Raw genomic sequence first — 26,781 nt, 5'->3', positions numbered from 1 at the left:
TCCTCCTATTCTGCCAGAAACCCGGTAAGCGGTGATGAGGCGCTTGCCCCCTGGTCCAGTACACGGCCCAGCCCTGAAAGATATGCACTGCGCCCGGCTTCCACTGCCTTTTTAAAGGCTTCGGCCATTGCAGGGATATCTCCGGCAGTCGCGATCGCCGTATTCGCCATGACCGCTGCCGCGCCCATTTCCATTGCTTCACAGGCCTGTGAAGGTTTTCCTATGCCGGCATCCACGATGACCGGAAGGTCAATTTCATTGATCAGAATCTGGATAAACTCTTTTGTACAGATCCCCTTGTTAGAACCGATCGGTGAACCCAGAGGCATGATACAGGCTGCACCGGCATTTGCAAGGTCCCTCGCCGCATTCAGATCTGGGTACATATAAGGCATTACGATAAAACCTTCCTTTGCCAGAATTTCCGTCGCCTTGATTGTCTCGTAATTGTCGGGGAGCAGATACTTGGAGTCATGGATAACTTCTATCTTCACGAAATCCCCGCACCCGATTTCTCTGGACAGACGGGCTATCCGCACTGCCTCCTCAGCATTCCGGGCTCCTGAAGTATTCGGAAGGAGCGTTACATTTTCCGGTATGTAATCCAGAATATTTGCCATTCCTCCCTCATTTGCCCGGCGCAGGGCCAGTGTAATAATCTGTGCCCCGGCCTTTTCCACGGCTGCCCGTATCAGTTCCAGTGAATATTTGCCCGAACCTAAGATAAAACGTGATTCAAAACAATGTCCCCCGAGGACCAGTGTGTCTTTTTGTTCCATTATTCTTTTCCTCCTATAATTAATTCTGTGATCAGATTTGCTTCATGGGCGGCGCAGAGTGCCACTCTGGGCGCCATCAGCCCATTTCCGGGCGCGGATTCTGCGGTCTCATCCCCGCACAGGTAAAAATGTTCTGTAATCTTCCTCGTATGGATCGCATTGCTGCCGCCATATCCAGCCATGCCGGATGCCGCTATAAGAAACTTGTCCGGGAAATGTTCCAGAATCCCGTTGACCAGCATTGCTTTTGCCTCCGGTTCATCGAACGCCTCACAGACAATATCTTCCTCCTGAAACAACTGCTTCAGATTCTCCGGCGTCACTTTCACACAATCTGTCTTAATATCCAGATACGGATTGATTTCCTCAAGCTCCTGTTTTAATGCCTCTGTTTTGTACAGGCCGATATGCCGGATAAAATACTGCTGCCGGTTAAGATTGGTGATATCCACCCGGTCAAAATCAATCAGGTGCAGGTGCCCGGCGCCGATCCGTGCCAGTGCAAAGGCCACATTGGAGCCAAGTCCGCCAAGCCCGGCCACCGCCACTCTCGCAGTCTTCAGTTTTTTCTGTATTTCCTCTGTATGCCGCTGGATAAGCGCCGCTTCTATTTCTTCGAATGTCAGCATATAATCAGCCCCCTCCCACAAAACTTACAACCTCGATCGTATCCCCGTCCTCCAGACAGACCTCTGAAAAACATCTCTTCGGCACGATATCCCCGTTTCTTTCAACAGCTACACGCTCCGCCGGGTGTTTCATTTCCCTAAGCAGGTCCGCCACGGTCATCCCGGCTGTAAACATCCTGTCCTTTCCGTTTACTTTCAGCATATCATTTCCTCCTCTCGATCATTTTCATGTTTCTTTTATTATGGAAAAAGAGTTCACAAAAGAAATACACCCGCGGTGGTGCACCCCTTCATGAACTCTCATTCACTCTCGTCGGTACTGCTTATGTAATTTAAAGCCAAAACGCAAAAACGGGAAATGCCTCAGGCACTTCCCGTAATATTACTTACTTCCGTTCCTACGTTGGCATTATCCAAATCAGGTATATGGGTCGAAGTTCACAACTTCCTCTCAGCCTATCTATAAGCTCCCCTGTTCAATTTATGTGTATAAATATACATGATCACAAATTTTTTGTCAAGCTTGAAAAAAGCAAATTCTGTACTTTTTTGCGATTATTTGTTACAATATAGGTCGATAACATAAAGTAGGCGTCCTCCGTGAAAAGATTGAAAAAATGCTGGAAATTCTATCAGGAACCCTTCGGGATTAAATTTTGTGTTATACTGTAATTTTAGACCAAAAATGAAAGGAAACAACGATGGCTAACAGCATTCAAAAAGACAGCACTTCAACTTTCATCGATAATATGTCCCTTCCACTCCACAGGTGGTACCGCTATTCAGCCGGTTTCTCAGCAGAGTGGGTTGAAAGTATGATTCATGAATATCTGGCCTCCAGCCAGCTTTCGAAAGATGCCGTCACCGTTATGGACCCGTTTGCCGGTTCCGGAACAACACTATTAGTATGTGATAAAATGGGGATCTCTTCCATTGGATATGAAGGACACCCGTTTGTTTATAAAGTAGCAAAAGCAAAGTTATCATGGCCTGCCGACACGGACCTGTTCATCCGCGAGGCCGATAAGATACTGGACTGTGCTAAGCATTTAAAGACCAAGATGTATACTTATCCTGATATCGTTTATAAGAGCTATGATATCGATAATCTGAAAAAAATAAATTATTTGAGAAAAGCACTGGAAATCAATAAGGATGATACAGATGAATATCTTCTGGCATGGATGAATTTTATTTCAATCCTGCGCAGCGCTTCGCATGCCGGAACTGCCACATGGCAGTATGTGCTTCCCAATAAGACAAAGGCAAGGGTCGCGGATGCATACGAAGCCTTTCAGAAACAGACGGACATCATGTGCGGGGACATGCAGTATATGCAGGCCCATTCCCATGAGTCCAAAGCAAATCTGTTATTTCAGGATGCGAGGGAAGATTCTGACGTCCCTGCTGACAGCGTAGATCTGATTATCACTTCTCCCCCGTATGCGAATAATTATGATTATGCCGACGCGACCCGTCTGGAGCTGTCCGTACTCGGGGAAATCAAGGGCTGGGGGGATTTGCAGAAGAAGATACGGCCAAATCTGGTCCGCTCCTGTTCACAGATGGTTTCCCGCGAGCGCAAAGATACTTATGAATTTCTGAAGTCACCGCTGCTCGAACCGATCTACGAGGAAATACTGGACGTCTGCAGGCAGCTGGACGCCGAGAAGGAGCTCCACGGCGGCAAAAAGAACTATCACACCATGATCGCGCTTTATTTTCTGGATCTCGCTAAAATCTGGAAGAACCTCCGCCGCGTCTGCAAGGATGGTTCCCTGACCTGCTTTGTAATCGGCGATTCCGCACCTTACGGGATTTATGTTCCGGTCGATGAATGGCTGGGCAGACTGGCTATTTCCGCAGGTTTTAAAGAATACTGGTTTGAAAAGACACGTGATCGAAATGTAAAATGGAAAAACAGAAAGCACAGCGTTCCCTTAAAAGAAGGGCGCCTGTGGGTGAGGGGGTAAAAATGGCAAAATCACCGGCACATCGTTTCGGGCAGATTATCGGCGACCTGCTGGAACTGACTATCATTAATTACTGCAGGCCGATTGCAGAAGAATACGGAATGTATCTGGACTATAAGCATAAAAGACCCGCCAGAAACGGGCGAAAAGAGGTCATATGGGCCGATGTCAACGAGAATAAGCACAAACTGGACATCGTGATAGAGGAGAAAGGCAGCGAGTTTGTCATGGGCCATCCCCGCGCTTTCATCGAAATGGCATGGAGACGGTATACAAAACACTCTAAAAACAAGGCCCAGGAAATATCCGGGGCCATCAAACCGTTAATCAGCAGATACAATATTTATTTACCGTTCTTTGGCGCGGTGCTTGCAGGGGATTTTACGGATAATTCGCTGAGACAGTTGAAATCGGAAGGTTTCCGCATCTTATACTTCTCAATGGCGGAAATCGAAAAGGCATTTGCCACTCAGGGAATCGATGCCCACTGGGAGGAAGATACTCCGGAAGAAGAACTTCAGAAACGGGTGGAACAGTACGAAGCGCTGACTCAGGAGCAGACTGACGTGATCGCCAAAGCCCTCCTTGACAATAACCAGAGCCAGCTGACTGCGTTCTGCGATGGTTTAAGAGATGCCCTCCAGAGTAAAGTCACCGGGATTGATGTCGTGACATTGTATGGCAGTTCCAATGAGTGTTCCAACGCCGCCGATGCATGTGCACATATTTCTAAGGGGATATCCACACAGACACTCGGCGCAGAACATTTTTACCAGTATGAGATTGTAATTAAATATTCAAATGGTGAGAAGATCCCCCTGCCCTTTCAGTCTCAGGAAGATGCGGTCAGGGCTTTAAATAAGTTGTTCTAAATATTTTTATTTGTTCCCCTGCTTTTCTGTAAGAAATATCTCGTCATCGAGAAGGTCTGTGCCCCGTGCAACGACTGCGGCCGCAACATTTGCGGTCGTAACATTTACCAGTGTGCGGGCCATGTCTGAAATATTGTTGATCGGCATCAGGAGCACAACGGCTGCGACCGGCAGGTTCATTGCACTGAACAGTGCAACCGCTGAGACGACTCCTATGCCCGGCACTCCGGCCCCGCCGAGAGACAGCACCAGTGTCATGAATGCCAGAATAACATATTCTCCCACTCCCCAGTCCAGTCCCGCCGCATTGACATAAAACAGAACCAGAAGCACCGGCCAGATGCAGGTGCAGCCCGGCATGCCAATTGTCGTTCCCAACGGCGCGGTAAAGTTTGCCACTTCTTCATCTACCCCGACTTTCTTCGTCAGCCCCTCGATTGTCACAGGAAGCGACCCGACACTGCTCTGCGTCGTAAACGCAACGGCCTGTGCATCAAAAATCTTCTGAAAAAATCTAACCGGACTTACCTTTGCATAAAACTTCAATAAAATGGTATTAAAACCGTAGGTATGCAGGAAGCTTACAAAATAAATCAGCGCAACGAGCAGAACCAGCTGGATCAATGCAGTCCTGTCGCTGAATAATTTCCCCGCCGATCCCGCTACAAGGCATAGTACCGCGTAAGGAGTCAGGTCGATCACATATGCCAGAATACGGTATATAATTTTCTTGACCGCCTCTATTAAATCCCGGAATCCTTTTACTTTCTCTTCCCCTTCCTCAGATGCCACACCGACATAAGAAACTGCCACGGCAATCGCAATTATGATGATGGCGGTCACATTGTTTGATGCCATATCCCCGATCACATTCGCCGGGAACAGGGACAGCAGGACCTGGTCAAACGATGTTTTCATCCCCTCATAGGAAGACAGCGTGCTGTCTGTTACCGAAGAAATATCGGAAAACACGGCGCCCCCGCTTTTACCGATCCCTGTTACAATTCCAAAGAACATACTCAGGGCAATAGCGGCCGCCGCTGAAAGCAGGAGCCAGAAAACGGATTTTAGTCCGATGCTTTTCATCTTTTCTTTATTATTCAGTGAAATAAAACCGGATATCACAGAAACGAGGACGACCGGGGCAACCAGAGCCGTGATGATATTCACATAGATCTTACCGATCAGTTCCAGCCAGATGAGCGATGCATTATCCTTTGATGAAAATAAGATACCCAATACAGCCCCCATCACAAGACTGCTCAGTATCACGAGTGTCCAGTTTACTTTGTAAGCGATATAATTCAATACTTTAAACAGAAGCAATGCAATGGCCAGCACCAGCAGCGCTGTCCAGTTTATACTTAACAAAAGGTCCATATAAAAATCTCCTTTTCTTTCCGCTATGACAATGATGCCTTTTTAGATATACCTCTATAGTTTATTACCTTGTAGCTTATCCATCAAATAGAAATTTATCATGTATTTATTGGCGATTTCTATAAAGTGGCTGTAATTCCCAGTACTTTTTATTCAATAACTCTAAAAAACGCACAGCAGACGTTCAGTACAGTCCTGCTGTGCGTTTTAAGATTCCGGCACAAATCACACCGGAAAAAACTTTTATTCTCTTGTCAAAACCTTATTTTTCTTCTACTGTAATCCAGATTTCGCAGTGATAGTCCGGGTCATCCACTTCTGCACTCGGATACACTTCAATGCACACGCCCCCGGCCGGCTGGTATTTACTCGCAGGGAAAAATTCCGTGTATATTTTCTTCCAAAGCTCCCTGAATGCGTCCGGCATGGCCCCAGTGCACGGAAAAATCACCCATGTTTCAGCCGGTATCTCTTCTACTGTCAGGCCTTCTTCGACTTCACCTTCTGTATATGCTGCCCCAATCGCATAGTCAAAATCTTTGCCTCGCATTTCCCCCATGCTGATTCCCACGATGGCATCGCCGAATATATTTTCCGGACGTAAATATCTGCATAAAGTGTCGATCGTACCATTCTCTATACACTCCGCCCATGTGGCCTGTATCGTTTTCTGCGTGATCTCCTCTTCGCCGCCTCCATACCTTTCCTTCTTTGCAATCACCCGGAATGCTTCTCTCTTCTCAATTCTGTAATCCATTGCCGTTCCACCTTCTAGTATCAGTTTTACGGAAACTCTGGAAAAGGATTTGAGATTCACATTCCCGGTTTTCGCCTGCTGGGGCGTAATCCCGTGGAATCTGGTGAATGCCCTGCTGAAACTCTCCGGATTGTTATAGCCGTACCTCAGTGCAACATCAATCACTTTACTGCCGCCCGCGGATAATTCCGTCCCCGCAAGTGACAGTCTCCGGTTCCGGATATACTCGCCTAAGGAATATCCACAGATAATATGGAAGACCCTCTGGAAATGAAAGTTTGATGAATAAGCCTGCGCTGCAACCTCCGCGTAGTCTATCTCTTCCCCAATATGGTCCTCTATAAAATCGACCGCATTCTGCAAGCCCTGCATCCAGTCCATCTTTGCATCCTCCTGTTTAGCGTTTTACAAAGTATTCTTCATACCAGACAAGGAATGTATAGATAGTCCATATTTTTCTCCAGTTATCGGAATTACCACCAATATAGTCGTCGAAAATCGCATTGATCTCGTCTACATTGAAGAACTTCTCGGCCATCTCACTGTGGAATTTCTCCCTCACATCCTGATTGTATCTGTCGTCTGCCATCCATATACGAATCGGCACAATGAATCCCAGTTTTTTACGGAAAGCAATCTCTTCCGGCAGTACTTTTGCCGCAGCCGTGCGGAACGCTACCTTATTCTGTTCTTCGTTTACTTTATATTTTGAAGGCATCCTTGACGCAATATCAAAGATTCTTGTGTCCGTAAGCGGCATCCTGATCTCCAGCCCGGCAGCCGTACTCATCTTATCGACATTCAGGTAAATATCTCCCTCAAGCCAGATCTGGATGTCTACATCTGACATCTTGGAAAGCGGGTCAAGCCCTTCCGTTTCCTCATAAATCCGTTCTGCCAGTTCGATCGGAAGAACGTCCGGATCGTATTTTTTCAGAATCCGTTTCTTCTCGTCTTCCTTCATGATGTTTGTATTGCCGACATAAAACGTTTTTAGATTTTCCCCATAGCGTTCTGCATTGCGGTACATATTATATCCGCCGAAGAACTCGTCTGCGCCCTCCCCGGAATAGCAGATCTTCGTATGGTCGGCCGCAACCTTACAGCCGATGGCAAACACGATGGCCGAAGCATCCCCGAGTGGCTGCTCCATATTGTACATCACATAAGGAACTGTTGCGAAATATTCTTCCGGAGTAATGACACGTCTGAAAAACTTACGCCCGAGAATATCTGCCGTCTGCTGTGCTAATTTCGATTCATCAAACCGTTCTTCCTCGTAGCCGCAGGAATCCGCCATCTTTACATCAGACATCGCCAGTACATAAGAAGAATCCACCCCTCCTGACAGGAATGACTGTGCAGTCTCATCAGCAGACTTCACCTCCGTCATAATCTCCTGAAGCGTTGTATGGATTTCATCCGCCCACTCATCAAGAGACTTACTTTCGTCCGGATGAAATTCCGGCGCCCAGTATCGATGAATCCTCAGTTCCCTTCTCTGCCATGTCAGATAATGCCCCGGCATAAGCTTCTTCATGCCGCGGAAGAAAGTGTTCTCCCCCGCCGGGTATGTAAACGTCAGATATAACTGCAGCATCTCCTCATTCAGCTCTTTCACAAATCCCGGCTGCTCCATAATCTTGCGGACAGAGGTGCCATACAGGAGCTTCCCGTCCGCCGTCTCATAATAATAGAACGGCTTCGTGCCAAACTGATCCCTCAGACAGAAAAGTTTCTTCTCCTCGTCATCCCAAAGGGCAAATGCAAACATCCCATGCATGTGATTGGCCATGTCAGCTCCCCATGCTTCATATGCCTTCACTAAAATTGCCTGCTCACGCTCTTCCCTCGGTAAAGAAGAGTCAATCTTAAGCTCCCTGCAAAGCGCTTCCCAGTTTCGAATATGTCCACTGTATTCCTGAATTTTTATCATGTGTGTGTCCCTTTCGTATAAATAAATTTTCTTATAAATAGTTTGACTTCTTCAGTTGATTTACTTGTCCATTTTAGCATATTATTAAATATTGGGCAACAAATGGGGTGGAAGATGGGGGCTTTCCAATCATTTTACCATACATACTCCTCCATCATTTCCTCCAAAGCAGTTTCTACCTTCTCATCAAATACTCTCGTGACTGACATTTTTGAAACAGCCATTATCCGCAGCTGCAGTCACGGTCAGATCATCCCACTCTTCGTAAAGAGCTAATAGCAAAAATTTCTGTGTAAGAAAAGAAATTTTGAAACAGGGTTTTAACGCTCTGGCTTCATTCTGTTTCAATAGCAGTCCTAGACCTGATGATCTTTCCATACAAAAGGGATTCCTTCTTCTAGCATTTTATCTCTGGAATAATAATTTAGTTATTTCAGATAAAGTACACAATATGCTCCTGTCAGACGTTCTATCTGCTTTTGCTGCCTGCGCAATACCGACAGGCCAGGATTATCTTTCGGTCTGGCTAGAATACATACCTGTTATTCTGGCTTACTGATTTTCTGTTGCCAAAGTGTTGCCACGCGAATATTATACATAAAATGCTCCAACAATCCAATTCTTTTATCGGAACAAAATACTTGTAAACCGTTGGGGTGATTTATAAAGAAAAGTTCTATGCTAGTTTAGAGTTAAATGGTGAGCAAGCAAAAAATAGAATTAACTTATGATTATTTAGAATCTGATAGAATAACTTCTAGAGGTATGGCATGGGTTGATGCAACACTGCCAGAAAAGTATCAATTGGATACGAAATTCCTCGAGAAACATCTGTATTCAGAATGTCTGAAAAAGTAGTTGGATCGCTGGAATATTGGAAAAATGAAACCGGGGATAAAGAGACCATACTATTATCCTTAACTGATTTTGATACATTAGAGATCTATTCTCTGCAGGAACATTATCGGTCATGTTTTATTAGGGATTATTGTATCGAAATGGAATTTAGCGTGGGGCATTTTGTTTGCCTGAAAAGTATTCATAATGTAGAATACTGCTATGTGACGACAGGTTCATTTTTGGTAGCAGGATGGAAATGAATACAGCCTGAATTTTATGCTAAGCAAGTATGAGAAACAAAATGATTTTATGATTGATTTGTTATAAAATAGTAAAAGAGAAAGTTGATCAAAGGAGAATAGGATGAAACTGAAGTATATTTGTAAGCAAATGGTCAGGATTTTACATTGTAACATCGTTTATATAAATTCTTTGGGGGAAATTGAAGCATGTTATGGGGATATGGCAGAAAATTGCAATCCATTATTTACGGATTTGGAGTTTTTTGTTGAAATTCATAACAGAGAGAAAAAGGACTATCCAGAGATGCTTTATGAGAAGAATAGTATTCTTTATGCGATTATCCCTTTTGAGAGTGGAAAAATTGTAGTAGGACCAATTAGTACAGAAAAGCAGACAAGAGATTTAAATAAGTATATGATCCAGACGCATAAAATAAGCGAAGAGGCTGGATTTAGATTGTCTTTCTGCGAACTTAAAGTATTTGGGGCAGGTGTGCTTATGCTTTACCACTGGATATCCGGTAATGAGCTAACCTTAAGCGAATTGTGGAAAAGAAATGAGATTGAGGAATTAGATATTGCTGAAGTTAAGGGAACGGTTTCACAGGTTATTTTTCAACATCAAGAACGAGAACTGCCTCATAATCCATATGATCAGGAATTACGCGAAATGGATAGTATTCGTCAGGGAGATGTAGAGATGCTTCGGCGAAGCCTTTCGGAAACCTATCGAGGGGAAGTGGGTCAGCTCGCAAAAACTCAGATACGCCAGGCTAAGAACATTGCCATTTGTGTGATTACCCTGGCATCACGTGCGGCAATCAGTGGTGGAATGATACCGGAAGAGGCGTTTTCTATTGTTGATGGATATATTATGATGATTGAAGATATGAACAATGCTGTGAAGATCGATGCAATGATGCGTCAGGCAGAATATGAATTTGCAGAACTCGTTGCAAAAATTCATCAAAACAGGCAGAAAAATGAGTTGGTAGAACGAACAAAGAATTATATTTTTCAAAATCTACATAGCGAAATAATCATAGGAGAGGTCGGAAAAGAAATTGGCGTAAATAGCAGTTATCTTTCAGGTTTATTTCACAAAGTAGAAGGGATTACGATTCAGCAGTTTATTAGAAGAGAAAAAGTACGTCTTGCAAAAAATATGCTCCGTTACTCCGAATATGATGTAAAGGATATTGCCAATTATCTATCTTTTTGTTCACAAAGTTACTTTGGAAGCGTGTTTAAAGACCAAACGGGGATGAGTCCAGCCAAGTATAGAAAAATGTATGGACAGTGGAAAAACAAAAATAAATTATAATTTGCTAAAATAAACTATATAATATAAGAAAAATCTCTGTTAGTATGTACCTACAAGAAAACAAGCATAGGAGGAAGAGAAGATGCTTTTAAAAAAATTCATTAACAAAAACGCATCGGAAAAAGTTACGGTAAAAGAAAGATTAGCGTATGGATGTGGAGATTTTTCAAGTAACATTATGTATTCTGCAATGGCAGCATTCCTGTTATTTTATTACACGGATGTAGTAGGGGTAAGTGCAGCTGCAGTTGGAATCATTATGATGTGCTCACGACTTTTTGATGGAGTCAGTGATTTGATTATGGGGGTAATTATAGACCGGACGAAATCACCATTCGGTAAGGCTCGAATCTGGATTCTTCGTTTGGTAGTTCCATATGCGATTGGTACGGTTCTATTGTTTGCTGTTCCTGCCGGATGGAGTGAGACTGCGAAGCTGATTTATATTTTCTTCAGTTATAACTTGGCGTTTACCGTATTATTTACGGGAATTAATCTTCCATATGCCACTCTGACAGCATTGATGACACAGGATCAGTATGAACGTTCTGTACTTAGTATCTTTCGTATGATTCTGGCGACCTGTGGTACACTGTTTATCAAAACCTGTACGCTTCCTGTAGTAAGATTTTTTGGAGATGATGCAAGAGCCTGGACAATGACATTCATTGTATTTGGAGCACTGGAAATCGTTACGTTTATGATCACATTCTTGTTTACGAGGGAGCGTGTGAATACTGCAGACGATGATAAGCGTTTAAAAATTCCAGTAACTATGGGTTTTAAGGCATTGGTAAAAAATAAATACTGGTTTATGGCTACTCTGAATCTGATTCTGATTTTTATTGCACAGGGAATCAATGGTTCTGCTGAAGTTTACTACACGAAAATTATACTTGGTAACAGTAATTTGGTTGGTACCTTTTCAGTTGCACTTCAAGCGACACAAATTATATGCATGTTTTTTATTGCAAGATTTGTCAAGAAGTTTGGAAAGAGAAATGTACTGATGATCGGTGCGGCTATAATGATTGCTGGATACAGTATTATGGGTATTGGCGCAGAAAATCTTACCGTTTTGATTGCAGGATGTATGCTTAGAGGTGTTGGTAACGCAGGAATTTCTGCATGTATGTTTGCAATGGTAACGGATACGATTGAATATGGAGAATGGAAAACAGGAATTCGTACAGAAGGATTGATTAACAGTGCTGCAAGCTTTGGACAAAAAATCGGAAATGGACTCAGTTCTGTTATTTTGGGAGCAATTCTTTCTATTGGAGGATATGTTGGAGCGGCGGTAACGCAGACAGCCGGTGCGATTACTGCAATCAAGGTAAGTTATATTTATGTCCCAGTTATATTGACAGTGATTCAGATTATTGTGCTTACCTTCTATCATCTGGATAAAGAATATGATTCTATTCTAACAGATCTGAAGAGTAGACGTATTTCGAAATAGCAGGAGGAAAACAGATATGAAATGTAAAATAAAATTGAATGGTATTAATGATGTAAAAGAATTTGTAAATATTACTTTTAAAGCAGAGAATGACGTTGATTTAATCTGCGGAAAATACTACATAGATGGTAAATCAATTATGGGGATTTTCAGTCTACCGTTGGATCAGCCTATTGAAATGGAACTGGCTGATGAGGATGCAAAAATGCTTAAGAACCAGCTTGAAAAATTCATTGTGAATTGATGGGGGAGAAAACGATGAAAGAACTTCTTTTTGGAGCTGCATATTATGATGAATATATGCCTTGTGAGCGGTTAGAGCAGGATGTTGCTATGATGAAAAAAGCTGGAATCAACACGGTTAGAATTGCGGAATCCACATGGAGTACCTACGAACCACAGGAAGGTGTCTTTGATTTTTCCCATGTGGAAAGAGTGATGGATGTCATGGAAAAAGCCGGAATTAATGTGATCATCGGAACACCCACTTATGCAGTTCCGACATGGATGGTAAAATCACATCCGGATGTTATCGCAGAAACAATACATGGGCGAGGGATTTACGGGGCACGTCAGATTATGGATATTACACATCCTGTATATCTTTTTTTTGCAGAACGTGTTATCCGTAAACTGATGAAGTGCACAGCACACAGAAAATGTGTCATCGGTTATCAGGTAGATAATGAAACTAAATATTATGGGACAGCAGGAAAAAATGTACAGGAGAAGTTTGTAAAATATCTTCGTAAAAAATTCAATAATGATCTTGATGCAATGAATCAGGAGTTTGGGTTAGCTTACTGGAGTAACCGGATTAATGCGTGGGAAGATTTCCCTGATATACGGGGAACAATCAACGGAAGTTTGGGTGCGGAGTTTGAGAAATTCCAGAGAACGCTGGTAGATGAATTTTTAAGCTGGCAAGCAGCTATTGTTAATGAATATCGCAGAAGTGATCAATTTATTACACATAATTTTGATTTTGAGTGGAGGGGATATTCCTATGGAGTACAACCGGATGTCAATCATTATCATGCTTCGCAATGCCTGACAATTTCAGGTGTTGATATTTATCATCCTTCCCAGGATGAACTTACAGGAACAGAAATTGCATTCGGCGGTGACATGACAAGATCTCTTAAAAATGAAAATTATCTGGTTCTTGAAACAGAAGCGCAAGGGTATCCGGGGTGGATTCCCTACAAAGGTCAGCTTAGACTGCAGGCATACAGTCATTTGGCTTCTGGCGCAAATAGTGTGATGTACTGGCACTGGCATTCCATACACAATTCCTTTGAGACATATTGGAAGGGATTATTGAGTCATGATTTTCAGGAGAATGATTCGTATCTAGAGGCTTGTGTGATTGGACATGAATTTCAAAAAATAGGGAAGTCTTTGATTAACATAAAGAAAAAGAATGAAGTAGCGATTCTTGTTAGCAATGAGGCTCTTACAGCGTTAAAATGGTTCGGAATACAGGCGACAGCAGCGGGAAATAAAGGCATAGGATATAACGATGTTGTACGTTGGATTTATGATGCTTTATATCAGATGAATGTCGAATGCGATTTCATCTGGCCTGAATCAGAAAATCTCAGTCGATACAAAGTGATCTTCGTACCGGCTCTCTATGCGGCTCCCAATGAATTGCTTCAGAAACTGAATAACTACGTTACGGAGGGAGGAAATCTGGTGGCTACTTTTAAAACTGCATTTGCAAATGAAAATGTGAAGGTAAGCCATGAAGTGCAGCCACACATTCTGAACAGCTGTTTTGGAGTAGAATACCATCAGTTTACTTTTCCAAAGAATGTAGGCTTAAAAGGAACAATTATCGATGAGAATTCTGAGGCAAAAGCAAAAACTTTCATGGAGTTGTTGATTTCGGAAGGAGCTGAAGTTTTAGCTTATTATGATCATTATAACTGGAAAGAGTATGCTGCGATCACAAAAAACCATTATGGAAAAGGAATGGCAGTATATCTTGGCTGTATGACGGATCAGGCAACATTGAAGGTCGTAATACGAGATGTCCTTCAGAATGCACATGTGGAAATACCTGTATATAGTTATCCAGTTATTATGCGAAAGGGAACAAATCAATTCGGAAAAAATGTAAAATATTTCTTTAACTATTCCGCTAATGAACAGAATATACCGTTTGTTTATAAAAATGGTGTAGAACTTTTATCAGAAACCCGGATTGAAACGCAGGAAACATTAGACATTCCGGCGTGGGGAGTGAAAATCATTGAGGAATATGATGAGAAGTAATCTATAATTCGGGAATGTAATTAATAAACCGGGAGAACGTCTGAACAGTAACAAATCCCAAGCACTATAACGAGACCAGATATCATGCCCTTGCAATATCTTTGTTCCTAGTATATACTAAACATATAAATAGAGCATCCGCCCACAAGGTGGAAGCCCTCAAGTTAAGGTTTTACGTCTTTTCAGACGCGCCTATCCTTGTTGGCACGACAGGGTAGGCATTTTTTATTTTCGCTTATTCCTATCTATATAGGTCAGCAATGCTATCAGGAACGAGCCGCCCAAAAACAGAAGGCTTAAAACCTCGTATGTATCCATCTGCACCACCTCCCCTCTTCAGTAAAGTATGGGAGGCTTCCACCCTGTACACGGTGCTCATAGGGAAATCTTATTATAAGATTGAGAAAGAATCAATCTCACCATCTTTCATTGATAGTATAAAAAAATTAGCACAAATATAGTTTCCATATATCAGACTCTGATATTATTATTCTTGTTCGTAGTTTTATTACACAAGAAACTGCTGTAAAATTCAACTTAAAATTTTACAGCAGTTTAGTTTTCCGCAAAATGTTACTCTATACCATATCCCCTCTCTATTCTACATCAGGATACTCATTGCATAAAAGCCGGTACGGCTTTTCATCCTCCTCCACTGCCGGAAAACGACCTACCGCTTTATCATAGAAGAAATTATCATTGTCATCATCATTGCACATAGAAACTTCCCCGAGAAGTACCGGTCCCCCCGTTTCCGGGACAATAAAATCATGATACATATATGGCGTAATCGTAATGCTCTGACCAGGTCTTAACCGCACTTTTGTCCCTGCAGGAACCATCTCCCTCTTCCCATCAGAGCATACCTCCACCTCTGTATCCAGCATGGTTTCTTCTTTAGTTCCATTATATACGGTGATATATACATCATTCCCGCCCCGGTTTATGATGTCTTCCATTTTGCTCACATGATAATGCATTGCAGCTGTCTGACCTTCGTAAAGCATCAGAAGCTTTTCTGCATAAGGCTTTTTATATTTCTCCTTCATCTTTTGGTTTCCATTCCGGATTGTAAATAAGGAAAAACCTACCTCTTCAAATTTTCCAAGGCCAAAGTCTGTGATGTCCCATCCCAGCTTGTTATCCCTTATTTCATCGTACTCATGCCCCGCCTTCCCCCAATCTTCTGTTGTCCATGATGCAAACGGGGGCATCTCAAAACCATGCTTTTTGATTAATTGTTCCATATCTTTTATGACTTGATTGATTTTTGAACGCTTCATTCTTTTTCCTCCTTAATCTTAGAAAAGAACAGCGGTACACCAGTCATGCACATCGACACGAAAGGTAAAACCGCTGTTCCAGCAAGAGTCAGAATTACATCTTATATTCTGACAAAATAATCTCCGGCTTATCAGCCTGTTTATTTTTAATCAGCTCTTCATTCATTACAAAATTCAAGAGTGCATCAATCACTGCCGTTTCATTCAGGTGTGCATATCCTTTATAGTAATTAAAAGGCTCTTCCTTGCCGGCAGAAAGCAGCACATAGTCTGCCAGAGCAGCCACCGGTGATTGTGCAAATGCGGTGATTGCAATAATTTTAAGTCCCTTTTCCTTACCTAGTTCCATACCCTGTACGACCTGTCTGGATGTTCCCGACTGTGAAATAGCTATCAGAATATCATCCGGATCAGCCAGATTCACATGATTCAAAAAATATTCTGCTGCCACATTATATGTACTCTTAATTCCAAGCCTTCCCAAACGAAATCCCATATACTGAGTCAGCGGACATGTATTTCCTACTGCCATAAGGTGTGCCTGCCTGCATGTCTTCAATAGGTTAACGCACTTCCACATAACATCCACGTCGATTCTTTCACCTATTGCTATCATTGCTTCTGCATAATCGTGGAATACCTTTCCCACCTCATCCTTATTCTGCAAACGCGATGATGTTGCATACTGCTTTCTTCCTAATTCCCGGCTCAGGGCTATCCTGAACTGGTAATATCCTGTATACCCTATGTGATGGCACATTCTGACAACAGTCGCATCACTCACACCACTTTGCTTTGCCAGCTCTGAAACATTAGAGTCTACCGCCTTCTGAGGATTCTGCAGCACAAAGTCTGCTACCTTCTTTTCTGCTGAAAATATAGAATCATAATTTTCCTTAATCACTTCTAATGCTTCTTTTTCAAATATCGTATTGTCCACTTTCTCTTTCTCCTATATTAAGTATCCCCTTAATATAATGAGGCCTTTCCTATCGTCTGAAATAATTCTAGTTTTTGTTTTGCACACGCTTTCATAGCTTCCATACAAACCGGCTCGATTACATTAGGTTCTCTTAAGCTCTCATCTTTCAGTACTTCTCTCATTTTCTGGAAATATGCAACTTTGATATCAGATGAAATATTAATCTTATTAATGCCCAATGTCACAGCTTCCCCAATCTCTTTATCCGGGTTATTCGAACCACCATGAAGTACCAGCGGTATATCCACCTTTGCTTCGATTTCTTTTAAGATATCAAGCTTAAGTTCTGGATTCATTCCTGCCGGATACAGGCCATGACACGTTCCGATTGCTATAGCAAGTGTATCCACGCCCGTTGCAGAAACAAACTTAGCAGCATCCTCCGGATCTGTGTAGATAATCTTAGCTGTTCCCCCTTCAAAATCAGCCGGGTCCGTAGATCCAATCGTTCCGAGCTCTGCTTCAACAGATACATTCGCCGGGTGAGCAGCTTCCACTACTTTCTTAGTATTCTCGATATTGTCTTCAAATGAAAGCTCCGCTCCGTCAAACATAACAGATGTAAATCCTGCCTGAATCGCATAAATGATTTTCCCGAAATCACCACAGTGATCCAGATGAATACATACCGGGACCGGTGATTTATACGCCCTTTCCCTGATAGCTGTTACCATTTCCGGCCCTGTAAAACTCAACTCATCCGGATGGATCTCGATAATTACTGGAGAATCTGTCTCTTCACAAATATCCATTATCCCAAGAAACATTGAATAATCGGAAATATTGAATGCAGGAATCGCAAATTTATTTTCCTTTGCAACAGATAAGATTTCTTTCATGTTCATTAACATAGCTATTTCCTCCGCATATCTTCTATTATTTTAGTTCAGACATTGAATAATGTCAATCATTGTATGAAATAAAATTTCATTCCCATATTTAATTTTACTCAGAAGCACATCTGCACTCCCCCCACAAAGGAATCCCCCAATCCAATCGTATATCTGGGCTTATCTATATATTTGGAAGGAACCAGTATGACTTCTTTTTGATATTCACTCTCTTTAATTTTCTGATAGTTCTCTGCCCCTTTCGGGCTTAATTCAAATCCCAGCACCTCTTTGACCTGCTCTTTTGTCCCATACCAGCCATTCTGTGCCTTTGCTGTTGCCAGCATATTTCCATACATCAGGCCTTTTTCTATATCTGCTTTCAGCGTATCCCCTACATACATGGAATAATCTTTCGTATGAACAATGACCCCCTTATGTATCCCAAACTTTTTACGAATAAATTTTGCGCCTTGTACACAAGAAATAATATTCTCAGTATCTACATCAAAATCATACATTTCTTTCAGTGTATATTTCAATTCGTCCTCATTCAGGCTTACAATGTCTACACACGAATAGACGGTTTCCAGACACAGCCTTTTCACCTCACTATTATGGTAGTGGGCATCTTCAAAGAAAACGATTCCTTCCGGATTATTCCTGCGGTATTTTTCCACATGCTGCTTCACAAAATCAAGACGTGCCTTTAAAACCTTTGGATCTAAAAGCGCATTAAAGCTTGACAATACATTACTGCTTACATTTTCTGCATTTTTCTCTATCCACTCAAAATATGGTATTGAAAATGGTACAAATTCATTTACGGTAATCTTAGTAATAATCAGACGGTTGGAACAGGGGATGGTCACCTCCTGACTCCCCAGCCTGATCATATCTCCTTTTTTAAACTGGATGATGCAATGAACTTCCTGACTCTGGGTCTGGGACAATTCGTCCGCATGCACCAGCTGCCCTTCCTGAGAAACTGTATAGACAGATGGCGTTTTTAGTAAATCACACACCTCTTTTGAATCGTCTGTCAAATGCACCAGAGACGGACATCCGATTTCCGCCAGAGCAAGCGCTGCCTGAACCGCAGTTCCCCCCATACCGTATTGAAATGGAAAGCACTCTTCTACGAGCCTCGTATCTTCAATATCCGCTTCACCACCTATTCCCCGTGAACAATAGTATACAATCGTCGATAACAGCTCTTCCATCGTATGTATACTGTCTACGATCCCCATCTCCGCCAGCCTCCCGTCCGGAAGGTATTCTTCAAGCATCTGATTCAAAAGCTCTGCCCGGAAATCACACAGAAGATCTAAGTTGCTCGTATATCCCATTGCCGTGTAGCGTTTTTTCTCCACCCGTGTCTGTACGATTTCCCCTAGTTCTTCAAAAGCATGTTCATATTTCTGTTCTATTTCCACATTCTCACCTCTTTTCTGGCAATGCTTATTAATTCTTTACCGATCCTGCTGTCATGCCTGCAATGAAATATTTCTGGAAGAAAAGGAAGAGCACCAGAATTGGCAGCGATCCAAGTACACTCATAGCCATCATCTGGTTCCATTCATATGCATGCTGCCCCATCAAGAGGTTGATACCAACCGGCACTGTACGCATATCATTTGTCTTAGTCAGGGCTAATGCAAACAAATATTCATTCCATGCCTGCATAAAGGTGTACATTCCAACTGAAACCAGTCCCGGTATTGCAGTAGGAACAAGTATTTTCCACAATGCTTTCCAGCGGGAACCTCCGTCAATCATAACAGCCTCATCCAGTTCCTTAGGAAGCGTATTGAAATATCCCGTTGTCATCAAAATGCAGTACGGAAGCGTAAATACTAAATATGTAAGAATCAGCGCCCCATATGTGTTATACAATCTGAGAGTCACTATCAGGCTGATATAAGGTATCAATAACGTAATCGGAGGAACTGCCTGTACACTTACGATAATTGTATTGATCAGCCCTTTCCCCGGAAAATTAAAACGGCTGAAGGCATACGATGCCATAATTCCTACGATCAAAGTTACTATTACAACCAGCCCTGCAATCACGTAACTATTTACAAAGAACCTTACCTGCTCCGGATTTGAAAATATCGCCTTATACGCGTCAAAGCTGAAATTCTCAGAGATCCAGGTCGGAGGCCATGCAAAAATTTCCGCATTAGGCTTAAAGGAGTTCAGGAACATCCACAAAATAGGGAACCCTGCCCATATGACACCCAGAATTAAGATAATAACAATTAAAATCTGAACCGATACTTTTTTCTTTCCTATCATACCTAATCCCCCGATCTCTGCTGTCTGACATAGAAGATTCCAATAATTGTACATACAATAAGAAGAATTACAGCCCCTGTCGATGCCATCGAATACTGATATTTCGTGAATCCCTGCTTATATATATAAGTACTGATCGTCTCTGTCGCATTGACCGGTCCACCACCAGTCGTCATCCATATCAAAGCAAACTGTTGTAATGTCCATACAAAATCCAACATCAGAAGACTGATAAGAATTGGCTTTAGCTGTGGCACTGTAATCCTGAAATATGTCTGGACTGCGTTCGCCCCATCCAAAGCGGAGGCTTCATACAAATCTGTGGAAATGCCTTGCAGGCCTGCCAAAATACTAATCATATAAAACGGATATCCAGACCAGATATTAATAAGAGTAACCGCTTTCAAAGCGATATCCCTGGAAGCCAGAAATGATATATTATCATTCACAAGATTCATTGATGTAATCAGATAATTGATCACACCATTGGGATTCAGCATCATTCTCCACAGAATCGCAATGACTGATGCTGTAAACATCCACGGCAGTGCATAAATCACTCTGAAAATGCCTTTCGTTTTGTCTCCAAGATATCTGGTATTCAGAACTAGGGCAAACACCATCCCTATGATAAGATGAGCTATAATACTGACAATTACAAAGAACAGTGTATTCCTTATCGCAACAAGAAAATTCGGATCGGATAATACTGCCTTATAGTTCTGCAATCCCACAAATACCGGATTCTTATTAATAATCACATTATCATAAAATGAATATCTGATGACCATAAGAATCGGTATCACCAGCAATATAAACATTAAGACGACCGTGGGTAATAAATATACATACGGTGTAGCCTGTCTTTTTAAGATATCCTTCTTGCCTTTCCCTGCTGTTTGGTTCATGAACCTGCCGCCTTTTGCCAATTCATCTCACTCCCTTCGTTTTTTGTTCGGGCTGCACGCGTACGCACAGCCCGTATTGTTCTTCTTTGAAAATATATTCTTCCTAATTATTCAAATGCCGGCTCCCAGGCTTTCTGGGCTGCTCCTAACATTTCATCTACAGATGTTGTATCTCCATCCAGATATAACACTAACTGCTCATTGAAACTTCTCATGAGATCTTCTGATGTCGGAAGGCCTGTAAACTCATTTGTTGCATATCCACTCTGGAAAATCTCAAATGCTTTTTTGAATAATTCATCGTTCTGGGAATAATCCGGGTTGGCATTCGCATTGCCAGGGAATGCATTTGCAAGCTGTGCTAACTCTGCATTTACTTCTGGGCTCATAAGATATTCTACAAACTGCATAGCCTCTTTTTTGTTCTCACAATTCTCAGCAATTCCAATTCCCCAGTTTGCAACATCCATTCCACTCTCGCCTTCGTATCCGTCCATGACAGGCATCTTTGCATAGTCAAAATTCAGGTCCGGGCTTTCTTCTTTGATCAGTGTCAGATGTGAAATTCCATCTACCATGAATGCAAGACGTCCATTTTCAAATTCATTTACCATATCCTGCTCCTTCATAGCCTCTGCCCCATCAGCGATATAGCCTTTATCTTTCATTTCTTTCACAAAATCAACCACCTTGGCAAGGTCTTTATTACCTTCTAAGTTCGGCGCGCCATCCTTCAGCATCGAACCGCCTGAAGCCCATAACCATGTCATAAACTGATTCTGAATGCCATTTGGTGCCTCCGTGGATAATGGAATAGAAAATCCGGCCGCATCTGTATTATTTTTGATCTTATCCAGTGCCGCCAAAAATTCTGACCAGGTGGCTGGAATCTCAGAAACCCCTGCTTTTTCAAGAATATCCATATTTACATACAATGGATATGCAAAATTCACAACCGGGATCATGTATGTATTTCCTTCGTATTTGATCTGGTCTGACAACTGTGAGTCATCATAGCCGTCTTCTTTCATCAGTTCTGTTAAGTTTGAAATGGAACCCTGTTTTGCAAAATCATATACCCACGCACCATCAAGCCCTACTACATCCGCCATTGTGCCTGCCGCTGCACCGGCTGCAATCTGTGTCTTCGTGTCGGCATATGGATTGCTCAAAAGTTCAATCTGGATTCCCGTATCTTTCGTAAAGTCATCACAAATCTTCTGCAGCGCACCTTCCGGAAGCTCTACACCCCACCACTGTTGGAATTCAAGTGTCACACCACTGCTGTCACCTTCCTGTTTCTTTTCGTCCTCTTTTTTTTCGGAGCCACAAGCCGCTAAGGAAAGTACCATAGCACTTGCCAGGCCAATAGAAAGCACCTTCTTCATAACCGTTTTCTTTTTCATAACTTCTCCTCCTTAAATTAAATTTTTTTTCAGCATTTTGAGTTCAGAATCTTTATTTTCTTATTAAAGGCGCATATTTTGTCTTTATTTGACAATTTTTCCGCCCTTTAACCTCAATTAATTATGCTTTTTGTATAAGTCCATTATAAAATAGAATTTCATATTGTCAATGCTTTTTTATGGGTTATATGCATAAACATAAATATGCACTAATACAATATCTTTATTTTGTGCAAAATCACGGTTAAAAAGCTGTTATAAGTAATTTTATTTCATATGTTTCAGGTGACCAAGTAGCTTTAGATTTAGGGGGGATTTATTTTATATAAGATGTTGGCAGACTAGATGCTTTTGGAGTTGAAAACAGTGAACTGCATTCACCTACTGCACTTGCTACAGACGGGAGGAAGACTTTTACAAGCTTGCGTTTCGCATTGGAGCACGCAAAGCATCGTAAATTAGATAGAATTATCTATATGATTGCATATCTGTCAATTATATGGATTATTAAAATACCAAAGCTCTTTACTTAGATTTGATAAAAATGAATTAGACATATATAAGGATGAAGCCGAAAAAGATTGCCAGATTAAGGGCCCACAGGCATAAAGAAACCTCGGAAGCCCTTGTAAAATGGGCATCCGAGGTTTTCTGTCCGTTATTCAAATTCGACAATCACTAGTCAATTTTGTTTAGAGATTATTCGTTGTCGTGTTTATAGTTCTTTTGATTATTTGATTTATCCATATTATCCTGCCTGTTTGAGCTAATGTTATCATTCTGTTATCGGAATTGATAACACACGCTCCGTAACTGTGGATAATAGTAATATGTTCCGTCTCAAATTATAAGCGGTTTTGCTTAGAAAATCAATTTCTCAAAACATACTTTGTTCACTACATCTTGAGAAAATATCATCTTTTTGTAGCTACACTTTCTTTTCTCCGTTCTTGAGCAAATCACGAATTACAATAATTCTTGAGGCAAGGTCTTCGTTGCCGATTTAAATCTGATAATTTTGTAATAGCCCTCCTTTTCAGAATTTTCTTGATAAGAATCAATCAAATTGTTTTCTTTGAAAGCAGTAAGTAGTTTTTCATTTTCATCATTGATTTCAAACTTGGGTCTACTGCGAGTATCAAATATTTTGAGATAGTCCGTTAAGTTAAGCAGGGTGAGAATCTCTTTTATACTATCCCGACATAACTCGGGCATTATTGCTATTAAGAAATCAATCTTTTTATCTCGACTCACCTTATCTGAATGGAGCAGATTATTTTTTAATTTCTCAGAAACAGAGATTGGGTTATCCATGATACTTTCTATATTTTTCACTGCATAATCAAATATTTTTGCTTGGATAGAGTCATCCCATTGCTCAAATGATGAAAACAAATCCGGTAAATCAGATACCGAAAAATTATTATTAAGAATATGCAGGCATACCACAGAAGAATAATTCTTTCCGATTACCGAAATTTCGTCATCAGAAAATTCAAGCAATTTGGTTTTTAGTTTATCACTAATGTCCCAAGTAAGTATCTCTAACAATTCTTTCCGCGAAAACAGAGCAGCGCCCATTATACCAATATACTTTTCTATGTTCTTGCGAATGAAATAACCTTTCGAGTTTAGATAATTTTCACGCATAAATTTTAGGTTGCCAACTGTCATTCTAATAATGTCTGTGTCAATTAGGATAGTGATCTTATCATCAGAAATCTCTGCGATATCAAAATTATCATAAATAAACTTCAATGACACCAATATTTGCTTGTACTTTGAGTTGTTGATATCATTGCATATAATCACGCTATCAAATAGTTTTTCTTTGATATCTTCATCATATTCAGTTTTTGAAAAATCCAAATCAACATCACATCTGTTGATATAAGAAATGACACTTTTATTGAGCTTCACAGTATTAAAGCAATCCATAATATTACACTCTGAATACTGTACTATATCGGCATCCAGCAATGATGCCCATAAGGAACTATCCTCAATCTCTTTTATAGAAGTAATGGTTGTCCGCAGAGCAGAAATATATGATTGTTTATGCTCAGTAGTGAGATCAGTGTTATTTAATACAATAACTGCTACCTTTTCGTCATCAAGAATAGTTCCTCCGCTTATCTGTAAAATAACATCAAAATACTCACTGATATTCTGATTGACATATTGAGTTATTGCGGAATCAGGGTGCAAATATAATAGCGTGTAATTCTTGTGAAAGAAATCATCTTCATTCTTTTCTTCTAAGATTTCTCTTTGAATGAGTTGCAGGTTTTCTGCATTGATTTCGTACAAAGATTTTTCATAGACAGCATGAAACAAATCTTTATTTAGTTCTGCATAATCAAAACCTATGAAACACACTCCAAGTAGCATGAAACAATGAATCAGTCTATCAATGTTAGGATTATCTATTGCAAGGTAGCCACGCGCATTGGAAATATAGTCACATAAGCAGTTTTCTTTATTGACTAATTCAATAATATCGTCGTCAGAATAATAAAGAGAAAAAATCGAATATCTGCGTATTTGATTTTCGGTCAGTAACCGTTCGCTAAGGGCTGTTGAAAATACTTCTGACCATCTCATATTTAAGTATTTAATAAAGGCTGACAATTCAACTGTTGTATCAAAATAAGCACCTATAAATTTAAAATTCTTTGTGTCTTTTAGTTGGTTAATCAATCTTTCTGTATAGTCGATATGAAAAGTCTGGAGCAAATATGTGAATAGGTCAAAATTTAAAGTTTCCTCTTGGTCGAAATCCACTAATCTAAGGTGTGAAACCACTAACTGTGGATCTTTCAATTTATAAGTATATTCTTTGGCTCTTTTATCGGTTATACTTCGTAGGAAAGTTTTATCAACACGGCTTAGGCTATTCTCGTAAAAATAAGTCATATAGTCGGCATAGGTTTCGTCAATATATCCATTGCGAATAAGATATTTTAAGAGATCAAAATATTCGCTGCTTTTTATCTCGTTAAAATAGGTTACTGTTCCAATCTCATTTGTATTTGTAATACTAAATATGGAATCGATATTATCTCTCGTTATAATTTCACAAAGTTGCCTATTTTGTATTATAATCCGTTCTTGTTCGAGAAACAATTTTTCATTTTCTAATTTAAGAATACTATTGTTTAATCGGTTCTCTATAGCCTGTTTGCGTTTTGCATAATTAACCTTATCTGTATCACTTAAATCCTGCTTATATCCATATAGCATAGATCTTTTATCTTCATATGCTACATCTAATTCTTTAATGGTATAAAGATGCTCATTTTTCGCCATATCAATTTCATTAACCTTTTCAGAGATTTGCTTATCAAGTTTTTCTACTTCTTCTGTAATGAATGAATCTTTGCTATCAAAAAGAATATATACAAATCCTTGATTAAGCTGCAAATCTGCAAAATCACGTGGAAATAGGTTCTTATATGCGATAATGGCAAGCATCTTATTACAATCAAGTTCTGTAATATTCAGCCTGTTAAAATAAACTACAAATTCATTGTAGATGTTTTTCAAAAGACGCATATCATCAATGTATAAAGATAATCCTTGCAGAAAGTTTTCGTCAAACTTCTCAAATATCCCTCCTTTTTTGAAATGAGAAATAAACTGATCGTAGGAATTGGAGCTATCCACAACAGGCACAACAGGAACAATATAGTCAAAAAACTTTGTCCTATCTTTGGAAACAAAAATATCATCACGCAACAAGTAAAAAAAACGAAGAACCTTTTTGTCTTCTTTCTGAAGTTGAATATTTGCAAGCGTATTTACTTCGCGAAGTCGCTCGAAAATTTTGTTTGCATTAAAGCGATCCATATCCTCAAATACAATTACATCCGCATCTGCATTCTCAAATAAATACAAAACTTCATTGAGATATTTATCAAAATAAGAATCCTCGCTTTCCTCAAAAATTTCAATTTCATTGCCTTGCAAGTTCAGTTTACGAAAAACATTTTTGTTCTTTTGCACACGTATTAACCCATATACGATAAATAAAAGCAATGTTACCATTAAAATTCCGTCTACCATCAAAGCATATTGATATGTGGATAGTGTTAATATAGATTTGAACCAATTGTTAGGCAGAGTATTTACATAGCTTTTCCATATATCAAAACAAGCAAAATAAATAGCTACAATAAAAAACAAAACTACTTCAATTGTTAGCTTTATAACACTTTTCGCACCCACTTTTTTCTTTACTCTAAAATTGGTCTGCGGTATCTTTTCTGACGGAATTTGATGTATTAGTTGATTAAGAATCTTGCCTTCTAATACAGATTCCTTTACTTCCGCCTCATCTTCTTGCTCTGGAGATTTGAAGTGTGCGAGAGAAATATGCAGAAAGTGCAAATCACTATGTTTTTTCTTATATGAAGCTAAAACGCTGCTTTTACCTGCACTGTATGCGCCTGAAATTGCGACATTCTTTATATCAGAATTATCAAACGCATAATCTATCGCTTCTTCATAAACGTGCAAATCCATATTGTCAATCGGTGTTAATCGTTCAAAATGAAGTGTTCTTTCTGCCACATTTATCACATCCTTTCTTCGTTTC

General features: G+C 40.5%; 22 protein-coding genes and 1 riboswitch. Of the genes, 7 read left to right on the top strand and 15 right to left on the bottom strand.

The features are described from left to right. Positions 1–5: 5 nt before the first annotated feature. Genes ABIN22_RS05830 through thiS form a run of 3 tightly spaced genes read right to left on the bottom strand, consistent with a single transcriptional unit; the run spans position 6 to position 1,610 of the window. Positions 6–779: a thiazole synthase gene (locus ABIN22_RS05830; RefSeq protein WP_346907283.1), complete on the bottom strand. Its 774-nt coding sequence runs from the start codon at positions 777–779 to the stop codon at positions 6–8. Further along, complete coding sequence (thiF, locus tag ABIN22_RS05825; protein ID WP_346907281.1) at positions 779–1,408, bottom strand: thiamine biosynthesis protein ThiF; 630 nt, start codon at positions 1,406–1,408, stop codon at positions 779–781. Before thiF ends, ABIN22_RS05830 begins: the two co-directional genes overlap by 1 nt. A gap of 4 nt (positions 1,409–1,412) precedes the next feature. Beyond that, on the bottom strand, positions 1,413–1,610 hold the full coding sequence (gene thiS / locus ABIN22_RS05820) for a sulfur carrier protein ThiS (RefSeq protein WP_346907279.1): 198 nt from the start codon (positions 1,608–1,610) through the stop codon (positions 1,413–1,415). Between the two features lie 175 nt (positions 1,611–1,785). Continuing rightward, positions 1,786–1,892: riboswitch (TPP riboswitch) on the bottom strand. A 217-nt stretch (positions 1,893–2,109) separates the two neighbouring features. Between thiS and ABIN22_RS05815 the strand changes: the two genes are divergently transcribed. After that, positions 2,110–3,381, top strand: coding sequence for a DNA methyltransferase (locus ABIN22_RS05815; RefSeq protein ID WP_346907277.1), 1,272 nt, complete (start codon positions 2,110–2,112; stop codon positions 3,379–3,381). A gap of 2 nt (positions 3,382–3,383) precedes the next feature. Next, positions 3,384–4,253, top strand: a complete 870-nt coding sequence (locus ABIN22_RS05810) for a DNA methylase (RefSeq protein ID WP_109730144.1) — start codon at positions 3,384–3,386, stop codon at positions 4,251–4,253. Positions 4,254–4,259: 6 nt separating this feature from the next. On the opposite strand, the gene ABIN22_RS05805 is transcribed toward ABIN22_RS05810, so the two are convergent. The 3 genes from ABIN22_RS05805 to asnB all read right to left on the bottom strand — a co-directional run bounded on the left by ABIN22_RS05805 (position 4,260) and on the right by asnB (position 8,326). Next, positions 4,260–5,633, bottom strand: coding sequence for a dicarboxylate/amino acid:cation symporter (locus tag ABIN22_RS05805; protein ID WP_346907275.1), 1,374 nt, complete (start codon positions 5,631–5,633; stop codon positions 4,260–4,262). Between the two features lie 262 nt (positions 5,634–5,895). After that, positions 5,896–6,771: an AraC family transcriptional regulator gene (locus ABIN22_RS05800; RefSeq protein WP_346907273.1), complete on the bottom strand. Its 876-nt coding sequence runs from the start codon at positions 6,769–6,771 to the stop codon at positions 5,896–5,898. Between the two features lie 16 nt (positions 6,772–6,787). Next, positions 6,788–8,326 carry an asparagine synthase (glutamine-hydrolyzing) gene (gene asnB, locus ABIN22_RS05795; RefSeq protein WP_346907271.1) on the bottom strand — a complete coding sequence of 513 codons (1,539 nt, stop codon included), beginning with the start codon at positions 8,324–8,326 and terminating at the stop codon, positions 6,788–6,790. An 842-nt stretch (positions 8,327–9,168) separates the two neighbouring features. Here asnB and ABIN22_RS05790 point away from each other — a divergent pair. The 5 genes from ABIN22_RS05790 (at position 9,169) to ABIN22_RS05770 (ending at position 14,474) form a co-directional block, all read left to right on the top strand. Then, positions 9,169–9,426 (top strand): hypothetical protein, encoded by a 258-nt coding sequence (locus ABIN22_RS05790; protein ID WP_346907269.1) that lies wholly within the window; start codon positions 9,169–9,171, stop codon positions 9,424–9,426. 103 nt (positions 9,427–9,529) lie between these two features. Continuing rightward, positions 9,530–10,732 carry a helix-turn-helix domain-containing protein gene (locus ABIN22_RS05785; RefSeq protein WP_346907267.1) on the top strand — a complete coding sequence of 401 codons (1,203 nt, stop codon included), beginning with the start codon at positions 9,530–9,532 and terminating at the stop codon, positions 10,730–10,732. 82 nt (positions 10,733–10,814) lie between these two features. Continuing rightward, positions 10,815–12,194 (top strand): MFS transporter, encoded by a 1,380-nt coding sequence (locus tag ABIN22_RS05780; RefSeq protein ID WP_346907265.1) that lies wholly within the window; start codon positions 10,815–10,817, stop codon positions 12,192–12,194. A 16-nt stretch (positions 12,195–12,210) separates the two neighbouring features. Next, the gene (locus ABIN22_RS05775) at positions 12,211–12,438 is read left to right on the top strand and encodes an HPr family phosphocarrier protein (RefSeq protein WP_346907263.1); all 228 of its coding nucleotides are present in this window, start codon (positions 12,211–12,213) and stop codon (positions 12,436–12,438) included. A 14-nt stretch (positions 12,439–12,452) separates the two neighbouring features. Then, on the top strand, positions 12,453–14,474 hold the full coding sequence (locus ABIN22_RS05770) for a beta-galactosidase (protein WP_346907261.1): 2,022 nt from the start codon (positions 12,453–12,455) through the stop codon (positions 14,472–14,474). A gap of 225 nt (positions 14,475–14,699) precedes the next feature. On the opposite strand, the gene ABIN22_RS05765 is transcribed toward ABIN22_RS05770, so the two are convergent. The 9 genes from ABIN22_RS05765 to ABIN22_RS05725 all read right to left on the bottom strand — a co-directional run bounded on the left by ABIN22_RS05765 (position 14,700) and on the right by ABIN22_RS05725 (position 26,756). Beyond that, positions 14,700–14,792 (bottom strand): putative holin-like toxin, encoded by a 93-nt coding sequence (locus tag ABIN22_RS05765; protein WP_018593238.1) that lies wholly within the window; start codon positions 14,790–14,792, stop codon positions 14,700–14,702. A gap of 278 nt (positions 14,793–15,070) precedes the next feature. Continuing rightward, positions 15,071–15,757: a D-lyxose/D-mannose family sugar isomerase gene (locus ABIN22_RS05760; RefSeq protein ID WP_118621410.1), complete on the bottom strand. Its 687-nt coding sequence runs from the start codon at positions 15,755–15,757 to the stop codon at positions 15,071–15,073. Between the two features lie 94 nt (positions 15,758–15,851). Next, a complete protein-coding gene (locus ABIN22_RS05755; protein ID WP_242995955.1) occupies positions 15,852–16,697 on the bottom strand; it encodes a MurR/RpiR family transcriptional regulator in 846 nt (281 codons plus the stop codon). A 29-nt stretch (positions 16,698–16,726) separates the two neighbouring features. After that, on the bottom strand, positions 16,727–17,590 hold the full coding sequence (locus ABIN22_RS05750) for a ketose-bisphosphate aldolase (protein ID WP_346907258.1): 864 nt from the start codon (positions 17,588–17,590) through the stop codon (positions 16,727–16,729). 98 nt (positions 17,591–17,688) lie between these two features. Next, the gene (locus ABIN22_RS05745; RefSeq protein WP_118621412.1) at positions 17,689–19,005 is read right to left on the bottom strand and encodes an ADP-dependent glucokinase/phosphofructokinase; all 1,317 of its coding nucleotides are present in this window, start codon (positions 19,003–19,005) and stop codon (positions 17,689–17,691) included. 28 nt (positions 19,006–19,033) lie between these two features. Continuing rightward, positions 19,034–19,870, bottom strand: a complete 837-nt coding sequence (locus ABIN22_RS05740) for a carbohydrate ABC transporter permease (protein ID WP_109730137.1) — start codon at positions 19,868–19,870, stop codon at positions 19,034–19,036. A gap of 2 nt (positions 19,871–19,872) precedes the next feature. Then, a complete protein-coding gene (locus ABIN22_RS05735; RefSeq protein WP_109730136.1) occupies positions 19,873–20,778 on the bottom strand; it encodes a carbohydrate ABC transporter permease in 906 nt (301 codons plus the stop codon). A 107-nt stretch (positions 20,779–20,885) separates the two neighbouring features. Next, the gene (locus ABIN22_RS05730; RefSeq protein ID WP_346907256.1) at positions 20,886–22,184 is read right to left on the bottom strand and encodes an ABC transporter substrate-binding protein; all 1,299 of its coding nucleotides are present in this window, start codon (positions 22,182–22,184) and stop codon (positions 20,886–20,888) included. Between the two features lie 966 nt (positions 22,185–23,150). Beyond that, positions 23,151–26,756 (bottom strand): YobI family P-loop NTPase, encoded by a 3,606-nt coding sequence (locus tag ABIN22_RS05725; RefSeq protein ID WP_346907254.1) that lies wholly within the window; start codon positions 26,754–26,756, stop codon positions 23,151–23,153. Positions 26,757–26,781 lie beyond the last annotated feature (25 nt).

It is taken from the genome of Faecalicatena orotica, from assembly GCF_905197545.1.
Classification (GTDB): Bacteria; Bacillota; Clostridia; order Lachnospirales; family Lachnospiraceae; genus Faecalicatena_A; species Faecalicatena_A orotica.
This window is presented reverse-complemented; position numbering and strand designations above follow the sequence as displayed.

Coding starts and splice junctions, on each gene's coding strand:
- ABIN22_RS05830 (WP_346907283.1), bottom strand. CDS start 779: ATGGAACAAAAAGACACACTGGTCCTCGGGGGACATTGTTTTGAATCA.
- thiF (WP_346907281.1), bottom strand. CDS start 1,408: ATGCTGACATTCGAAGAAATAGAAGCGGCGCTTATCCAGCGGCATACA.
- thiS (WP_346907279.1), bottom strand. CDS start 1,610: ATGCTGAAAGTAAACGGAAAGGACAGGATGTTTACAGCCGGGATGACC.
- ABIN22_RS05815 (WP_346907277.1), top strand. CDS start 2,110: ATGGCTAACAGCATTCAAAAAGACAGCACTTCAACTTTCATCGATAAT.
- ABIN22_RS05810 (WP_109730144.1), top strand. CDS start 3,384: ATGGCAAAATCACCGGCACATCGTTTCGGGCAGATTATCGGCGACCTG.
- ABIN22_RS05805 (WP_346907275.1), bottom strand. CDS start 5,633: ATGGACCTTTTGTTAAGTATAAACTGGACAGCGCTGCTGGTGCTGGCC.
- ABIN22_RS05800 (WP_346907273.1), bottom strand. CDS start 6,771: ATGGACTGGATGCAGGGCTTGCAGAATGCGGTCGATTTTATAGAGGAC.
- asnB (WP_346907271.1), bottom strand. CDS start 8,326: ATGATAAAAATTCAGGAATACAGTGGACATATTCGAAACTGGGAAGCG.
- ABIN22_RS05790 (WP_346907269.1), top strand. CDS start 9,169: ATGTCTGAAAAAGTAGTTGGATCGCTGGAATATTGGAAAAATGAAACC.
- ABIN22_RS05785 (WP_346907267.1), top strand. CDS start 9,530: ATGAAACTGAAGTATATTTGTAAGCAAATGGTCAGGATTTTACATTGT.
- ABIN22_RS05780 (WP_346907265.1), top strand. CDS start 10,815: ATGCTTTTAAAAAAATTCATTAACAAAAACGCATCGGAAAAAGTTACG.
- ABIN22_RS05775 (WP_346907263.1), top strand. CDS start 12,211: ATGAAATGTAAAATAAAATTGAATGGTATTAATGATGTAAAAGAATTT.
- ABIN22_RS05770 (WP_346907261.1), top strand. CDS start 12,453: ATGAAAGAACTTCTTTTTGGAGCTGCATATTATGATGAATATATGCCT.
- ABIN22_RS05765 (WP_018593238.1), bottom strand. CDS start 14,792: ATGGATACATACGAGGTTTTAAGCCTTCTGTTTTTGGGCGGCTCGTTC.
- ABIN22_RS05760 (WP_118621410.1), bottom strand. CDS start 15,757: ATGAAGCGTTCAAAAATCAATCAAGTCATAAAAGATATGGAACAATTA.
- ABIN22_RS05750 (WP_346907258.1), bottom strand. CDS start 17,590: ATGTTAATGAACATGAAAGAAATCTTATCTGTTGCAAAGGAAAATAAA.
- ABIN22_RS05740 (WP_109730137.1), bottom strand. CDS start 19,870: ATGATAGGAAAGAAAAAAGTATCGGTTCAGATTTTAATTGTTATTATC.
- ABIN22_RS05735 (WP_109730136.1), bottom strand. CDS start 20,778: ATGAACCAAACAGCAGGGAAAGGCAAGAAGGATATCTTAAAAAGACAG.
- ABIN22_RS05730 (WP_346907256.1), bottom strand. CDS start 22,184: ATGAAAAAGAAAACGGTTATGAAGAAGGTGCTTTCTATTGGCCTGGCA.